Annotated in this window: 14 protein-coding genes; 12 read left to right on the forward strand and 2 right to left on the reverse strand. The window is 73.8% G+C overall.

Annotated features, from left to right (window positions below):
• Positions 1-362: 362 nt before the first annotated feature.
• Entirely contained in the window at positions 363-1,175 is an 813-nt protein-coding gene (locus ACIGNX_RS17140) for an HAD family hydrolase (protein WP_396540966.1), read from the reverse strand.
• Positions 1,176-1,633: 458 nt separating this feature from the next.
• On the opposite strand from ACIGNX_RS17140, the gene ssd reads away from it, so the two are divergent.
• The 8 genes from ssd to ACIGNX_RS17180 all read left to right on the forward strand — a co-directional run bounded on the left by ssd (position 1,634) and on the right by ACIGNX_RS17180 (position 8,075).
• The gene (gene ssd, locus ACIGNX_RS17145) at positions 1,634-2,686 is read left to right on the forward strand and encodes a septum site-determining protein Ssd (RefSeq protein ID WP_396540968.1); all 1,053 of its coding nucleotides are present in this window, start codon (positions 1,634-1,636) and stop codon (positions 2,684-2,686) included.
• 894 nt (positions 2,687-3,580) lie between these two features.
• Complete coding sequence (locus tag ACIGNX_RS17150; RefSeq protein ID WP_396540970.1) at positions 3,581-4,711, forward strand: TadA family conjugal transfer-associated ATPase; 1,131 nt, start codon at positions 3,581-3,583, stop codon at positions 4,709-4,711.
• Complete coding sequence (locus ACIGNX_RS17155) at positions 4,708-5,469, forward strand: type II secretion system F family protein (RefSeq protein ID WP_396540972.1); 762 nt, start codon at positions 4,708-4,710, stop codon at positions 5,467-5,469. Before ACIGNX_RS17150 ends, ACIGNX_RS17155 begins: the two co-directional genes overlap by 4 nt.
• Positions 5,466-6,020: a type II secretion system F family protein gene (locus ACIGNX_RS17160; RefSeq protein ID WP_396540974.1), complete on the forward strand. Its 555-nt coding sequence runs from the start codon at positions 5,466-5,468 to the stop codon at positions 6,018-6,020. The genes ACIGNX_RS17155 and ACIGNX_RS17160 overlap by 4 nt, the downstream gene beginning before the upstream one ends.
• A gap of 34 nt (positions 6,021-6,054) precedes the next feature.
• Entirely contained in the window at positions 6,055-6,210 is a 156-nt protein-coding gene (locus ACIGNX_RS17165; RefSeq protein WP_396540976.1) for a DUF4244 domain-containing protein, read from the forward strand.
• A complete protein-coding gene (locus ACIGNX_RS17170) occupies positions 6,207-6,557 on the forward strand; it encodes a TadE family type IV pilus minor pilin (RefSeq protein ID WP_396540978.1) in 351 nt (116 codons plus the stop codon). Before ACIGNX_RS17165 ends, ACIGNX_RS17170 begins: the two co-directional genes overlap by 4 nt.
• Positions 6,558-6,858: 301 nt before the next feature.
• Complete coding sequence (locus ACIGNX_RS17175) at positions 6,859-7,203, forward strand: Rv3654c family TadE-like protein (RefSeq protein ID WP_396540980.1); 345 nt, start codon at positions 6,859-6,861, stop codon at positions 7,201-7,203.
• Between the two features lie 269 nt (positions 7,204-7,472).
• Positions 7,473-8,075: a bifunctional DNA primase/polymerase gene (locus ACIGNX_RS17180; RefSeq protein WP_396540982.1), complete on the forward strand. Its 603-nt coding sequence runs from the start codon at positions 7,473-7,475 to the stop codon at positions 8,073-8,075.
• Here ACIGNX_RS17180 and ACIGNX_RS17185 read toward each other — a convergent pair.
• Positions 8,045-10,423 carry a DEAD/DEAH box helicase gene (locus tag ACIGNX_RS17185; RefSeq protein WP_396540984.1) on the reverse strand — a complete coding sequence of 793 codons (2,379 nt, stop codon included), beginning with the start codon at positions 10,421-10,423 and terminating at the stop codon, positions 8,045-8,047. The genes ACIGNX_RS17180 and ACIGNX_RS17185 overlap by 31 nt on opposite strands.
• Before the next feature lie 235 nt (positions 10,424-10,658).
• On the opposite strand from ACIGNX_RS17185, the gene ACIGNX_RS17190 reads away from it, so the two are divergent.
• The 4 genes from ACIGNX_RS17190 to ACIGNX_RS17205 all read left to right on the forward strand — a co-directional run bounded on the left by ACIGNX_RS17190 (position 10,659) and on the right by ACIGNX_RS17205 (position 15,331).
• Positions 10,659-12,962, forward strand: coding sequence for a sodium-translocating pyrophosphatase (locus tag ACIGNX_RS17190; protein ID WP_396540986.1), 2,304 nt, complete (start codon positions 10,659-10,661; stop codon positions 12,960-12,962).
• 134 nt (positions 12,963-13,096) lie between these two features.
• Positions 13,097-13,684: a hypothetical protein gene (locus ACIGNX_RS17195; RefSeq protein WP_396540988.1), complete on the forward strand. Its 588-nt coding sequence runs from the start codon at positions 13,097-13,099 to the stop codon at positions 13,682-13,684.
• Between the two features lie 45 nt (positions 13,685-13,729).
• Entirely contained in the window at positions 13,730-14,353 is a 624-nt protein-coding gene (locus tag ACIGNX_RS17200) for a hypothetical protein (RefSeq protein ID WP_396540990.1), read from the forward strand.
• Positions 14,354-14,443: 90 nt separating this feature from the next.
• Positions 14,444-15,331, forward strand: a complete 888-nt coding sequence (locus tag ACIGNX_RS17205) for a hypothetical protein (protein ID WP_396540992.1) — start codon at positions 14,444-14,446, stop codon at positions 15,329-15,331.
• The last annotated feature ends 57 nt before the right edge of the window (positions 15,332-15,388 follow it).

Genomic DNA, 15,388 nt, shown 5'->3' on the forward strand with positions numbered 1-15,388 from the left:
GCCCACCGTCGTCAGCGCGGGCTTGCGAGTTACCAAGCGTGCAACTCGTGTCGTACCGACCTGGCCTCGGCGTCCGGCGTCCCGGTACGCAGGCCCTAGACGACAAGCCTCCCGCGGCGTGCTGCGCGTGGGTGTCTCGAAGTCCGCGCACGGAGCTCCGTCGGGGTGGACGTCGCTTCTCCTCCGCTCCGTCCCTGGCCGACCCGAGGTCCGCACTTCCTTTGTAGTGCGTGTCCGCCATCACAGCAAGGGCTCGATGGGGTGCACCGGTCAAGCGCGTTCAGTAGCGGAAAGGCTTTCGTGACAGCGATTCCGCGCCTGCCGCGACCCCGGTACCGCTGGACGGGGCACGCCGGGGTGAATCAGCTCCGGCGACGCCTGCGCAGGCCGTACCAGGCCATGCCGGCGGCCGTCGCCGCGCCCAACCCGATCGCGGTCACGGCGACCGCCGCGCCCGACGGGCGGGGGAGGCGGGCGCGCAGCGACACCGGGTCGGAGAACGTCAGCACCGGCCAGCCGCGCTGGAGGGCGACCCGGCGCAGCGCCCGGTCGGGGTTCACCGCGGTGGGGTGGCCGACGGCCTCCAGCAGCGGCAGGTCGGAGATGGAGTCGGAGTAGGCGTAGCACTGGCTCAGGTCGTAGTCGTGCTGCTCGGCGAGCTGCTTGATCGCGATCGCCTTGTTCTCGCCGGCGCAGTAGAAGTCGACCTCGCCGGAGTAGCGGCCCTCCGCGACCACCATGCGGGTGCCGACGCTGTGCGTCGCGCCGACCATGGTGGAGATCGGCGCCACCAGCTCCTCGCCCGAGGCGGAGACGACGACCACGTCGTGGCCTTCACCCTTGTGGTCGACGATGAGCTGCGTGGCCTCCTTGTAGACGAGGGGGTCCACGATGTCGTGCAGCGTCTCCTCGACGATCGAGCGCACCTGCTCGACGTCCCAGCCCTCGCAGAGCGCGGTGATGTGCGAGCGCATCCGGTCCATCTGGTCGGCGTCGGCGCCGGCCAGCATGAAGACGAACTGCGCGTAGGCGCTCTTGAGCACCGCACGCCGGTTGATCAGGCCTTCTTGGAAGAACGGTCGGCTGAACGCCAGGGTGCTCGACTTGGCGATGACGGTCTTGTCCAAGTCGAAGAACGCGGCGACGCGACTGCCTTCGGTGGCGTGCTCGGTCACCGGTCAAGCTTAGGCGGGGCGGGTGCGCCGGGCCGTGCCCGGTTGTTCGGCAGTTTACGAACCAGGTGTGCCGTCCATCGAAATTTGGTCACCTCTCACGCGAAGACACGCATGAGCCTGTCCCGTGGGGATACAGTAGACGGGTCCGGCTCGACCGGACGGGTTCAGTCCGACCCCCCGGGACTGAACCAATGACGACCCCCGTCCCTCCCCCCTGGCGGGGGTCGTCCCATGTCCGGGGTCGGGTGGCCCGGACCTCCGCGCCGGACCGCCGGGCGCCCGCGAACCCCCTTGCATCACCCCTCGATGCTTCGCCCCGCCGTCCGCGATGACGATCTTCCGCGTGGCCCGGTTGTCCACAGCCCGTCCGGTTGTCCACATGTTGATCATGCGCTGTTGTGTCCTTCCTCACCGCCCGCGACCGTGGAACCCGATCCCACGACAGGACGGAGAGGGCGATGAAGCGACCGGTGGCGTTGGTGAACGACCCGGGACTGGTGGACGAGGTGCTGCACGCGGCGGCGGTGGTCGGCTGCGAGGTGGAGCGCGTGGTCGACGTGACGGCGTTGCGCGGGCGGTGGCAGGGCGCGGCGGCGGTGGTGCTGGACCACGAGGCGGTGGTGGCGTGCGCCGGGTTCCCGCGCAGGGCGGGCGTGCACGTGGTGGGTGCCGGGCCGCCGGGCGCCGAGGTGTGGCGGCGCGCGTTGGCGTTGGGGGCGGAGCAGGTGCTGGAGCTGCCCGCCGACCAGGAGCGGTTGCGGGCGGCGTTGGCCGACGCGGTGGAAGGGGCGCCGGTCGGTGAAGGCCGGGTACTGGCGATCCTGGGCGCGCGTGGCGGTGCCGGGGCGTCGGTGCTGGCGGTGGCGGTGGGCCAGGCCGTGCTGGCGGCGGGCGGGCACGCGCTGCTGGTGGACTGCGACCCGTTGGGCGGCGGTCTGGACCTGACGCTGGGCGCGGAGCGGCAGGAGGGCCTGCGGTGGCCCACGGTGGAGCTGACGGGCGGCCGGGTGCCCGCGGCGGCACTGCGGTCGGCGCTGCCGGGTCGTTCGGGCGGTCGGGGCAGCCTGACCGTGCTGTCCTGCGGCCGGACCGGGCCGGGTCCGTCGCCGGACGCCGTGGTGGCGGTGGTCGAGGCGGGCCGGCGGTCGGGCGGCACGGTGGTGTGCGACGTGCCGCGCCAACCGACCGCCGCCGGCTCCGCGGCGCTCGATCGGGCCGACCTGGCGGTCCTGGTGGTGCCCGCCGACGTGAAGGCGTGCATGGCGGCCAAGGCGGTGGTCGACCAGGCGGCCGAGCGGGGCGTGCGGCTGAAGGCGGTGGTCCGCGGCCCGGCGCCCGGCGGCCTGACCGCAGCCCAGGTGGTGGAGGCGATCGACGTGCCGCTGCTGACCACCATGCGCCCGGAGCCGGGGCTGGCGAGGTCGCTGGACAACGGCCGCTTCCCCGCGACCCGCCGCGGCCCGCTCGCCAGGGCCGCCCGAACCGTCCTGGCGGCCCTCGATGCCCGCTGAATCCGGCCGGGGCACTCCGCCTGCCGAGGCCCTCGAACCCGCCCCGCTCCACCAACTCCGCTGCTGCCGAACCACATCACCGACCCACCGGCCCACCACCGAGTTCAACGCCTTACCCCTACCTCGGCCCGCCCCCGGCCGACCAACTCCCACCCCGGATTCCGGAGCCTTCCCCCTGCCGCCTCCTCGCCAGGGGCCGAGCGCCTGCTCCGCCACCGGTGTCAACGCGCCACCCACGCCACGCCCGCCCGATCCCGTCAGGGATTCCGGAGGGTCCCGTTCGTCGCCACACCGCCACGGGCGGCGAGCCTGCTCCGCCGCCGACCGCCCCGCACCGCCCGGTCCTCGCCCACCGACTGCCGCCACGGACGGCAGGGCGTTCCCGCTGCCGCAGCGCGCCGAAGGCGGGGCTTGGGCCGGCCTCCCGGCACCCGGCGGCGAGCGGCGTGCCGTCGATGGCACGGCCGGTGCGGACCGGATCGGCCCAGTGGGCCACCGACCGCCATCCACACCACCCCGGATCCGGGTGTCCCTGCCACGAGCACCCGGACCTCGTGGCCCGTTCCCGGGTCACCGCGCACGAGCACACCCCACACCCACCCGAGAATTTTTGGCGGTGCTCCATGCCCACTGACCACATCCCCCTGTCGCGCAGCGCAACGACCTCGCACCGCATCCCGGCCGAGTGGGCCGGCGGACCGCTGGTCCGGCGACATCCCGGTTACCGGGAACCGGTCGCGTTCCGGCGTTGCCGACCCGTGTCCCCGGCCGAACTGGTGCTCGCCGAGCTGTCGGCACCGCGCACCGGGGCGGCCGACGGGCGGCACGAACTGGTCGCGGCGGCTCGCGAAGTCCTGGAACGGCGTCCCCGGACTTCGGGCGAGGAGGCTCGACGTGAACGACCTTGTTGAGCGCGTTCGGTTGCGATTGGCCAGTGGGCACGGGGATCTCACCTCCGCCGCCGTCGCGGCGGCCGTGCGGGGCGAGGCCGGCGGGGTGCTCGGTGACGAGGACGTCCGGCGGGCGCTCGCCGTGCTGCGGCAGGAGTTCGTCGGTGCCGGGCCGCTCGAACCGCTGCTGCGCGACCCCGGCACGACCGACGTCCTCGTGACCCGGCCGGACCACGTGTGGGTGGACGGGGTAGGCGGGCTGCGGCGCACCGACGTCTCGTTCCCCGACGAGGCCGCGGTCCGCCGGCTCGCGCAGCGGCTCGCGGTGGCGGCCGGTCGACGGCTGGACGACGCCTCGCCCTGCGTCGACGGCTGGTTGCCCGGGTCGGTGCGGCTGCACGCGGTGTTGCCGCCGGTGTCGCCGTTCACCTGCCTGTCCCTGCGGGTGCTGCGCCCGGCGGTGCACGACCTGGCGACGTTGCGGGCGTGCGGCACGTTCGACGACGAGGCGGCCGACCTCCTGCGCGCGATCGTGGCCGCCCGGCAGGCGTTCCTGGTGGTCGGCGGCACGGGTTCGGGCAAGACGACGCTGCTCGCCGCCCTGCTGGGTTGCGTGCCGCACAGCGAGCGCGTGGTCTGCGTCGAGGACGCGGGCGAGCTCCAACCGGACCACCCGCAGTTCGTCCGGCTGCTGGCCCGCGGCCCGAACGTCGAGGGCGCGGGCGAGGTCACGGTGCGCGACCTCGTCCGGCAGGCGTTGCGGATGCGGCCGGACCGGATCGTGGTGGGGGAGGTCCGGGGCGCGGAGGTCTGCGAGCTGCTGTCCTCGCTCAACACCGGGCACGACGGCGGCGCGGGCACGTTGCACGCCAACTCGCCCGCCGAGGTCCCCGCGCGGCTGGAGGCGTTGGCCGCGCTCGGCGGGCTCGACCGGCGCGCCCTGCACAGCCAGCTGGCCGCGGCGGTGAAGGTCGTGCTGCACATGCGCCGCGCGGCGGACGGCACCCGGCACCTGGCGGGGATCGGGGTGCTGGAACGGCGGTCCGGTGACCTCGTCGTCCGACCGGCCTGGCGGCGGGACGGCGGCCGGCAGGAGGCGGGGCCGGTGCTCGATGAGCTGGTGGGGGCGTCATGAGCCTGCTGCTGTTCGCCGCCGCGCTGTTGGTGTTGCCGTCCGCGCGGGCACGACGCCGGCTGATCGGGTCCGCGCGCGGGCCGCGGTGGAAACAGGTGAAGCCGAACGGTCCTCTGGCGGTCCTGGCGGGTATCGCGTTGGGCCTCCCGGCTGGTGTCGGCGGGGTGATCGCGGGTGCGTTGCTGGGAGCGACCGTGTGGCGCACGTACCGGGAGGCGGTTCGGCAACGCGAAGAGCTGGCCGCTTCCGCCGCGCTCGCCGACGGGCTGAAGGCCTTCGTCGCCGAGCTGAGGTCGGGCGCGCACCCGGCCAAGGCCGCGACGGGCGCGGCCGAGGACGCGGAGCCGCCGGCGACCGAGGTCCTGAGTGCCATCGCGGCGACGTCGGCACGGGGTGGTGACGTGGAGGCGGCGCTCGCCGACTTCCCGGACGCCCGGCAACTGGCGCGGGCGTGGCGGTTGTCGGCGGTGCACGGGGTGCCGTTGGCCGACGTGCTGGACGCGGTCCGCCGGGACCTCGACCGGCGGTCCGCGTTCGCCGGGCAGGTCCACGCCCGCATGGCCGGCCCGAGGGCGAGCGCGGCGGTGCTGGCGGGGTTGCCGCTCTTCGGCGTCGTGCTCGGCGAGCTGGGCGGCGCGGGGCCGTTGGCGGTGCTGTCCGGGACGCTGCCCGGCCAGGTGCTGCTGGTCGCCGGGGTGGTCCTGATCTGCGCCGGGCTGCGGTGGAGCGGTCGGCTGACCAGGCAGGTGATCGCATGAGCCTGCTGCTGCTGGCGCTGGCGGTGGTCGCCTTCCCGGCACCGACCAGAGCCGCCGCGCGGCTGAGACCGGGGGTCACGCGGAAGCCAGTGCCGAAGGCGCGACCGCCGGACCCGTTCGCCGCGGCGGCGACCTGGGACCTCCTGGCCGCCGCCCTGCGGGCCGGGCTGCCGGTGGCCGGGGCGGTCCGCGCGGTGCTCCCGGGCGTGCCCGCGGGGCCCGCCGAGCGCCTGCGTGAGGTGGTCGACCTGCTGACGCTGGGTGCGGACCCGGTGCGGGCGTGGGCGACGGCCCTCACCCACCCGGACACCGCGCCCCTGGCCCGGGCGGCCCGCCGGACCGCCCGGTCGGGTGCGGCGCTGGCCGGTGCGGCGGCGGACCTCGCCGTCGAGGCGCGGACCCGCGTGGCCGACCAGGCCGAGGCCCGCGCCCAACGCGCCGCCGTGCTCGTGGCGGGGCCGCTGGCGCTGTGCTTCCTGCCCGCGTTCCTGTGCCTGGGCGTCGTGCCGGTGGTGATCGGCATCGTCGGCGGGGTGAGTGACGGCTTCTGAATTGTCCACAGTAGACCTGCTTGAGGAGGAAGAGATGTTGGACGACCGCGGTATGTCCACCGTGGAGTACGCGATCGGCACCCTGGCCGCCGCCGCGCTCGCGTTGCTCTTGTTCGCGCTGATAAACGGCGGCTGGGTGGAGGGCCTGCTCCGGGCGCTGCTGGAACGGGCGTTCACGGTGAGCGTGTGAGGTGCGCCCGGCGGCTGCTCGCGGACGACCGGGGTGCGGTGACCGTCGAGGCGGCGGTGGCGGTGTGCGGGCTGGTCGCCGTGTTGGCGCTCGGCATCGCCGCCGTGATGGCGGTGGTGGGTCAGCTCCGGTGCACGGACGCGGCCCGGGAGGCGGCTCGGCTGGTGGCACGAGGTGATGACGCCCGGGTGCCGGCGGTGGTGGAGGAGGTCGCGCCGAACGGCGCGCGGTGGGTCGTGCGGAAGGAGGCGGACACGGCGTCGGTGGAGGTCACGGTCTCGCGGTTCGGCGTCGGGTTGCGGGCGCGTGCCTACGCGGTGGTCGAGCCCGGAGTGGCCGGTGAGTGAGGTGCGGAGGTCAGGGGACGGTCGACGGAGGGGCGGAGGTGAGTGGTGACGCCGAAGTCGTGAAAGGCGCGGGCGGTGGCGGGTCGAGATGAGGTCGGCCCGGCGCTGACAGGTGGCGCTGTGGTTGGAGGGTGCCCTGCTGTGGGAGATGGCCTGCCGTGAGGGCGGCAGGGGCGGAGGTGGCCGGGACGGAGTGGCCGGGACGGCGGGGATGGGTGCGGCGGTGATGGGTGCGGCGGTGTGGGTGTGGGGAGGGGCGATGTGGAGGTCGGGCTGATGCGGGTGGGTGGAGGTGGTGGTGATGGATGACCGTGGGGCGGCGTCGGTGGTGGCGGTGGTGGTGGGGGCGTTGTGGTTCGGGTTGGTGGCGGTGGGGGTGCACGTCGGGGAGGCGGTGGTGGTTCGACACCGGGTGGGGGCGGCGGCTGATCTCGGTGCGTTGGCGGCGGCCGGGGAGTTGGCTGGTGGGGACGCGGGGGCCTGCGCGCGGGCCGGGTGGGTGGTCGAGCGGATGGGTGGGCGGTTGGACGCCTGCCTGGTCCGGGGGTGGGAGGTGGAGGTCCGGGTTTCCGCCGACGTCCCGGTGTTCGGCTCGGTGTTCGGCTCGACCACCGCCCGGGCCCGCGCAGGTCCGGCCGAACCTTGACACCCTCCTCACGCGACGAACGGTCGTCCGTCGGCGGTGAGCGGACTCACACGACCGCAGATCCGCGGCTTGACGGCCGGCGGGCGGCCGGCACGCCGTTCTGCCGCCCGCCCGCGCCCGCCGCGCTCGCCGTGCCACATCGACCGATTGCCGACAGGCGTCTGCCGAAACCGCCGGTCATGTCGTTAATTCAAGTGGCGGCACCGACACGGTGTCGAACAACGCGCGACACGGTGTCGTGGTCGCGAGACCCGGGAGGCGAACGGACGATGGAGTGGTCGGATAGCTGGCGCGGGGCCTTCCGCATCGAGCTGCGCGCAGAGGCGGTCAACCTCGCGTGGCACGGGTGGCCTGTGCTGCCGGGCACCTATCCGGCGGGTGACCGGTGGGCCGGGCGCGACGGTGTCGAGGACAGCGGCCCGGTCCCGGTGCACCACGACTGGCAGGAGCGCATCGGCACCAAGGCCGAGCAGGTCGCCACCTGGTGGACCGGCCACTCCTACAGCATCCTGCTGGCCACCGGCCACGGCGTGGACGCCGTCGAGGTCGGCGCGGACCTCGGCCGCCGGGCCGCGGTCGAGCTGCGGGCCGCGGGCGTGCCGGTGCCGATCGTCGCGACCCCCGAGGGCCGCTGGATGTTCCTCGTCGCCTCCGGCGGCACGTCGATCACCCACCCGGACGTCAAGCACTACGGCCAGGGCGAGTACGTCCCGCTGCCGCCGAGCCCCGGCCAGGTCGGCGTCGTCCACTGGCGGGTGAAGCCGCAGATCTGCGCGTGGCAGCTGCCGCACGTGGACGTGGTGCGCGACGCCCTCCTCCAGGCCGCCGACCGCACCGCCGACTACGGCCTGGTCGCCGCCGACCGGTCGTGATCGACATGGCCGTGCCGGACGTCGTGGCGTCTCTCCCCGACCACCCCGAGCACGACGTCCAGCACGGCCACCCCGCCCGCCTTGTCCAGCGGATCGTTGCCATTCCCGCACTTCGGCGACTGAACGCAGGACGGGCACCCGGCCGGACACGCGCAAGCCGCGATGGCCTCCCTAGTAGCGACCAACCACGGGATGACCGCGTTGAACCCGCGGTCGGCGAACCCGGCTCCCCCGGGATGACCGTCGTGCACGAACACCGTCGCCTCCCCGGTGTCCTGGTGCAGTGCGGTCGACACCCCGCCGATGTCCCAACGGTCACAGGTCGCGAAGAGCGGTAGCAGGCCGATCGCCGCGTGTTCGGCGGCGTGCAGTGCGCCGGGGACGCGCGCCGGGACCAGCCCGGCGCCCCCCGGCGCACTGCCCAGCAACCCCGCGGACACCGTGTACCAGACCGCCCGCGTCACCAGCGTCTGCGCGGGCAGCGCCAGCGGCACCGAGTCGACCACCTGGCCGGACGGCAGCTTCCGCAGGTAGCCGACGACCTGCGAGGTCACCTCCACCTCGCCCAGGCACACCGTCACCCCGTCGAACTCCCGCTCCTCCAGCACCCGCACCACCGAGATGTCCTTGGTGTCCCGGGCGGTCGTCGTCCAGTCCGGCTTCTCGGCGTGGACCATCGCCAGGCCGGCGTCCAGGTCCAGCTCGTCCACCACGTACGACTCGCCCTGGTGCAGGTAGACGGCGCCGGAGTGCACCTGCCAGCAGGCCGAACCGGGGTCGACCGTGCCCAGCATCCGGCCCGAGTCGGCCTCCACCACCACGACCTGCTCACCGCCGGACCCGCGGATGTCCACGTCGGCGTGCGGCCGGTCGTGCGAGGTCCAGTACCAGCCGTTCGGTCGCCGCCGCAGCACCCGCCGGGCCGTCATGTCCTCCACCACGGCCAGCGCCGCCTCACCGCCGAACGCCGCCAGCGACTCCGGCGTCAGCGGCAGCTCGGCCGCCGCGCACGCCAGGTGCGGCTCCAGCACGTACGGGTTCGCCGGGTCCAGCACCGTCGCCTCGACCGGACGGTCCAGCACCGCCGACGGGTTGTGCACCAGGTAGGTGTCCAACGGGTCGTCCCGCGCCACGAACACCACCAGCGCGTCGGTGTCCTCCGTCCGCCCCGCCCGCCCGGCCTGCTGCCAGAACGACGCCAGCGTGCCCGGGAACCCGGCCACCACCACCGCGTCCAGCCCGACGATGTCGACGCCGAGTTCCAGCGCGTTCGTCGTCGCCACGCCCAGCAGCTCGCCCGACGACACCGCCCGCTCCAGCGCCCGCCGCTCCTCCGGCAGGTACCCGCCCCGGTACGCGGCGACCCGCTCCGCCAGCGCCGGGTCGACCTCCGCCAGCACCCGCCGCGCGCCCAGCGCCGTCAGCTCCGCGCCCACCCGCGACCGCACGAACGCCAGCGACCGCGCGCCCTCCAGCACCAGGTCGGCCAGGATGCGCGAGGTCTCCGCGCCCGCCGACCGCCGCACCGGGGCGCCGTTCTCGCCCTCCAGCTCGTCCAGCAGCGGCGGCTCCCACAGCGCCACCGTCCGGCCCGCGCGCGGCGAGCCGTCCTCGGTCACCGCCTCGCAGGGCACGCCCAGCAGCGCCTCCGCCGACGCCGCCGGGTCGGCCACCGTCGCCGACGCCAGCACGAACACCGGGTCCGCGCCGTACCGCTGCGCCACCCGGCGCAGCCGCCGCAGCAACAGCGCCACGTGCGACCCGAAAACGCCCCGGTAGGTGTGGCACTCGTCGACCACCACGTACGACAGCCGGCGCAGGAACCTGATCCACCTGGCGTGGTTGGGCAGCACGCCCCGGTGCAGCATGTCCGGGTTGCTGAACACCCAGTTGGCGTGCGCGCGCACCCAATCGCGTTCCGCCATCGGGGTGTCGCCGTCGAACGACGCGGCGCGCACGCCCGACACGCCCAAACCGGTCACCGATCTCAACTGGTCCGCGCCGAGCGCCTTCGTCGGCGAGAGGTACAGAGCCGTTGCCTTCGGATCAACCGTCAACGCGCTCAACACCGGCAATTGGTACGCCAGCGATTTCCCCGAAGCGGTACCCGTGGCCACGACCACGTGTGACCCGGACCACGCGTGGGTCGCCGCTTCCACCTGGTGCCGCCACGGCTGGGTGACACCGCGCGCGACCAGCGCGGACACCACCGGGTCGGGCGCCCACGACGGCCACGGGACGGGCTGTGCCGGCCGCGGCGGCTGCACTTCGGTGTGCGTCAACGGCGATTCGCCCGCCGGCACACCGGCCAGGACGCGGTCCAGCAAACGTCGTCCCTGGTTCACCACGAGGCGCAGCTTCGCACACTTGGTCGAGATGCGGACCCGGCCTCTGTGGATAACGGTGTGTGTACGGATCGGGACGCCTCGTTGCCTGCTTGCGCAGTATGAATAGACTCCGCCGCTATCGCATCCAATGAGGGGTGCATCACGTTGTGTCGGGGCTGACAGTCGCGTGAGTGACCCGCCTCACAACAGCGGGGTGGCCCTGTCATTGGGCTTGGAAAACTCACCAGGAGGACGGATGTCCCGGCAATTCCTCGCGGAGGGCCTCGAGCTCTCCGGAGGTGATCGCGGCCTCGTCGCCGTGGTCGCCGTGGTCGCCCTGGCTGCCCTGGCCGTGGGCTACGTGCTGCTCCGGGAGGTGCTGGCCGCGGGCCAGGGCACCTCCAAGATGCAGGACATCGCCAAGGCGGTCCAAGAGGGCGCAGCGGCCTACCTCAACCGGCAGTTCCGAACGCTCGGCATCTTCGTCGTCATCGTGTTCGTGCTGCTGTTCGCGCTCCCGGCCGAGGACATCGGCGAACGGATCGGCAGGTCGCTGTTCTTCCTCGTCGGCGCCGGCTTCTCCGCCGTCATCGGCTACCTCGGCATGTGGCTGTCGACCCGCGCGAACGTGCGCGTCGCCGCCGCGGCCAAGGAGACCGGCGGTCGGGAGAAGGCCATGCGGATCGCGTTCCGCACCGGCGGCGTGGTCGGCATGTTCACCGTCGGCCTGGGCTTGTTCGGCGCGGCGCTGGTCGTGTTCGTCTACGTGGGCCAGGCGCCGCGGGTGCTGGAGGGCTTCGGCTTCGGCGCGGCCCTGCTGGCCATGTTCATGCGGGTCGGCGGCGGCATCTTCACCAAGGCCGCCGACGTCGGCGCGGACCTGGTCGGCAAGGTCGAGCAGGGCATCCCGGAGGACGACCCGCGCAACGCCGCCACCATCGCCGACAACGTGGGCGACAACGTCGGCGACTGCGCCGGCATGGCGGCGGACCTGTTCGAGTCCTACGCCGTCACCCTGGTGGCGTCGCTGATCCTCGGCACGGCCGCCTTCGGCGCGAAGGGCCTGCTGTTCCCGCTCATCGTGCCCGCGATCGGCGTGCTCACCGCGGTCATCGGCGTCTACATCACCAGCGCCCGCACCGGCGAGAACGGCCTCACCGCGATCAACCGCTCGTTCTACATCTCGGCGGTCGTCTCCGCGGTGCTGTGCACGGTGGCCGCGTTCGTCTTCCTGCCCAGCTCGTTCGCGGGCCTCGCGGGCGTCTCCGAGGAGATCGCGCGCACCCCGGGCAACCCGGCCCTGATCGCCGCCGTCGCGGTGATCATCGGCATCGTGCTGGCGGGCGTCATCCTGTGGCTGACCGGCTACTTCACCGGCACCGAGCACAAGCCGGTCAAGGAGGTCGGCCGCACCTCGCTCACCGGCGCGGCGACGGTCATCCTGTCGGGCATCTCGGTCGGCTTCGAGTCCGCGGTCTACACCGCGCTGGTCATCGGCGGCGCGGTCTACGGCGCGTTCCTGCTGTCCGGCTCGGTGGTCGTGTCGCTGTTCGCGGTCGCGCTGGCCGGCTGCGGCCTGCTGACCACGGTCGGCGTCATCGTGGCCATGGACACCTTCGGCCCGGTCTCCGACAACGCCCAGGGCATCGCCGAGATGTCCGGCGACGTGGACGGCGAGGGCGCGCAGATCCTCACCGAGCTGGACGCGGTGGGCAACACCACCAAGGCGATCACCAAGGGCATCGCGATCGCGACCGCCGTGCTGGCGGCGACCGCGCTGTTCGGCTCCTACAAGGACGCCATCGACCAGGCGCTGCGGGACGTCCAGGTGGGCCTGGGCGACGTGCCCGTGTCGTTCACCAACGTCGTGTTCAGCCCGAACGTGCTGGTCGGCGTCGTGATCGGCGCGGCGGTCGTGTTCATGTTCTCCGGTCTCGCGGTCAACGCGGTGACCCGCGCGGCGGGCGCGATCGTGTTCGAGGTGCGCCGCCAGTTCCGCGAGAACCCCGGGATCATGGACGGCACGGTCAAGCCGGAGTACGGCAAGGTCGTCGACATCTGCACGAAGGACTCGCTGCGCGAGCTGGCCACCCCCGGCCTGCTCGCCGTGCTCGCGCCGATCGCGGTCGGCTTCGGCCTCGGCGTCGGCCCGCTGGCCGGCTACCTGGCCGGCGCGATCGCCACCGGCACGCTGATGGCGGTGTTCCTGGCCAACTCCGGTGGCGCCTGGGACAACGCGAAGAAGCTGGTCGAGGACGGCAACCACGGCGGCAAGGGCTCCGAGGCCCACGCGGCCACGGTCATCGGCGACACGGTCGGCGACCCGTTCAAGGACACCGCCGGTCCGGCCATCAACCCGCTGATCAAGGTGATGAACCTGGTCTCGGTGCTGATCGCGCCCGCCATCGTCGGCTTCACCGTCGGCTCGGGCGAGTCGGCCGGCATCCGGTACGCCATCGCGGTCGTCGCGGCGATCGCGATCGTGGCGGCCGTGGTCGTGTCCAAGCGGCGCGGCACGGCCATCGCGGACGCCCCGGCGGAGGCCACGACCTCCGCGTGACGCACGGCCGGAGGGGGCGGGGTGCCGGGTCGGCGCCCCGCCCCCTCCGCGTGCGCGGCGCGGGTGGGCCGAGTGGGCGCGCCCGGATGGGGGCACACTGTTCGGTGATGCCGAGAACGACGGGGAGCGCCCTGATGAGACTTCTTCCGCTGGTCGCCGCGACCGCCGTGGTCCTGGCGGTCGCCGGGTGCGGGTCCGGGGGCGACTCGACCACCACCACGCCGGCGACGACCGCGTCGCCGTCCGACGAGGCGGCCGTGGCGTACATGGACAAGGTGTGCACGGCGGCGGCCTCGTTCGCCACCGTGCCCAAGACGCCGCCGCAGCTCGACGCGAACGACCCGGCGAAGCTCAAGGCCGACATGGGCGCCTACATGGGCCAGATGGCGGACGCGTTCGGCCAGACGGCGGCCAAGCTGCGCGGCGTCGGCCCGTCGCCGGTCGCGGGCGGCGACGAGCAGGTGGAGAAGATGGCGGTGACGTTCACCGACATCGCGAAGAACTTCACCGACGCGAAGGCGGCCATCGAGGCGGCGGACGCCAACGACCCGGTGGGCGGCTTGCAGGCCGCCGGGGAGGCCATCACCCGGCTGGATGATTTCGTCGCGCCGCTGAAGCAGCTGGAGGCCTCGCCGGAGCTGGCCGCGGCGGCCGAGAAGGCCGGGTCCTGCCAGGGCCTGCGCACGCTGCGGCCGTCGGAGGCCGCCGCGCCCACGTCGTAGTACGTTGCCCCTTCACCTGTTTTCACCCGATTTGGGGGGCTTTCCGTGAAGCACCGTGTCGCGCTCGCCGGCGTGTTCGCCGCCGTCCTGGTCACGGCCGCGTGCGGCGGTGGTGGGGCCGCGTACCCGTCTTCGTCGTCCTCGTCCACCGGCTCGTCGGCGACGGCCACGAGCGCCTCGGCGACCGCCGGCGCCGACCCGGTGAAGTGGACCGGCACGTTCTGCCAGGGCGTCGGTCCCACGATCGAGGGCGTGATGAGCCTGCTCAAGACCATGTTCGAGGGCGGCGCGGAGGACCCGGCCGTGCAGAAGGCCGCGCTGCTCGACTACAGCGCCAAGGCGGGCAAGTCGCTCAGCGAGGCCGGGCGGGAGCTGGACGACCTCGGCGCGCCGTCCGCCGCCGGCCGCGAGCTGCACGACGAGCTGGTCAAGTTCTTCACCGACACCGGCGGGCAGCTGACCGAGGTCAACGCCGAGCTGGCGAAGCTCGACCCGGCCGACCCGGAGTTCGCGGCCAAGCTGGAGCGGCTGGGCGGCGACCAGGCCGACCCGTCGAAGCTCCAGGAGCAGATCAAGAAGCTCCAGGACGACCCGGAGCTCGGTGAGGCGTTCAAGCAGGCCCCGGAGTGCCAGGCGATGGCGGAGACGCTGAAGGGCCTGGGCGGCTGACGACCGTGTGACGGCTGAGGCCGGTGGGGTGCGTGGTTCAGCCCTTCGGAGACTGGCCGTGGTCGAACGTGTGTTCTACGCTGCGTCTTCGTGGGGCAACTGTCCTTCTACTCGGCCGAGGCGCGACAGCCTTGCGTCGGCGACCTGGCGGGCCTGCTGTGCGGGCCCGGCCGGGCGCTGGGCTTCGCCCGCGGGCGCGCGGCCCGGGTGGAGGTGGCCCTCGACACCCCGGACCGCGCCGCCGCCGTGGTGGCGGCGCTGGCCGAGCGGGGCGTGCAGGCGCGGTCCGAGCTGGTCCGCGCGGTGCGCGTGCCCGGGGCGGACGAGCCCCCGGGCGCGTCGGTGGACGGACCGGTCGAGGTCGAAGTCGAGGTCGAGGAGGCCGAGCCGCCGGAGGACGTGCCCGGAGCGCCGGTCGACGACCTGGTCGAGGACGACCCGCCGGACGAGCCGGTCGACGACCCGGACGGCTTCGCGCCCGTGGTGATCGGCTCGGGCCGCAGCAGGCCCACCGCCGTCGAGCCGGAGCCCGAGCCGGAACCGGAGCCGGAGTCAGAGCCCCGGGCCGACGGCGAGGGCACCGCGGCCGAACCGGTCGTCACCGAGTCCTGGCAGGTCACGACGGCTTTCCGCACCGACCTGGCGGGCCTGGCCGCCCAGTGGTTCGACGGCGACCGCAAGGTCGTCCCACCCGACTTCACGCTCGACGGCGCGGCCCTGCGGCTGTGGGCGCTGGCCTCCGGCCGGTGGGTCGAGTCGGGGTCCGGGTACCTCCTGGGCCTGGACCCGGGAGCACCCGGGACCCACGAAGCGTTGCGAAAAGCGTTGGCCACCTCGGGCCTGCCCTCGACACTCTTGACCGGGAGGGCCGGGGGACCGGCGCTGCGCGTCACCGGCAGGCGGCGGCTCGAACGGCTCGCCGAGCTGGTCGGACGCGCGCCGCGGGGCGTCGCGGAACGCACCTGGCCCGCCGCGTAGCGCGTCGGGTTGGCGGAGGATCCGGCACAGTTGTGTCACCCTGTCCCGACCAGGGCT

Origin of the sequence: Actinosynnema sp. NPDC053489 (assembly GCF_044544865.1) — a bacterium.
GTDB lineage: Bacteria > Actinomycetota > Actinomycetes > Mycobacteriales > Pseudonocardiaceae > Actinosynnema.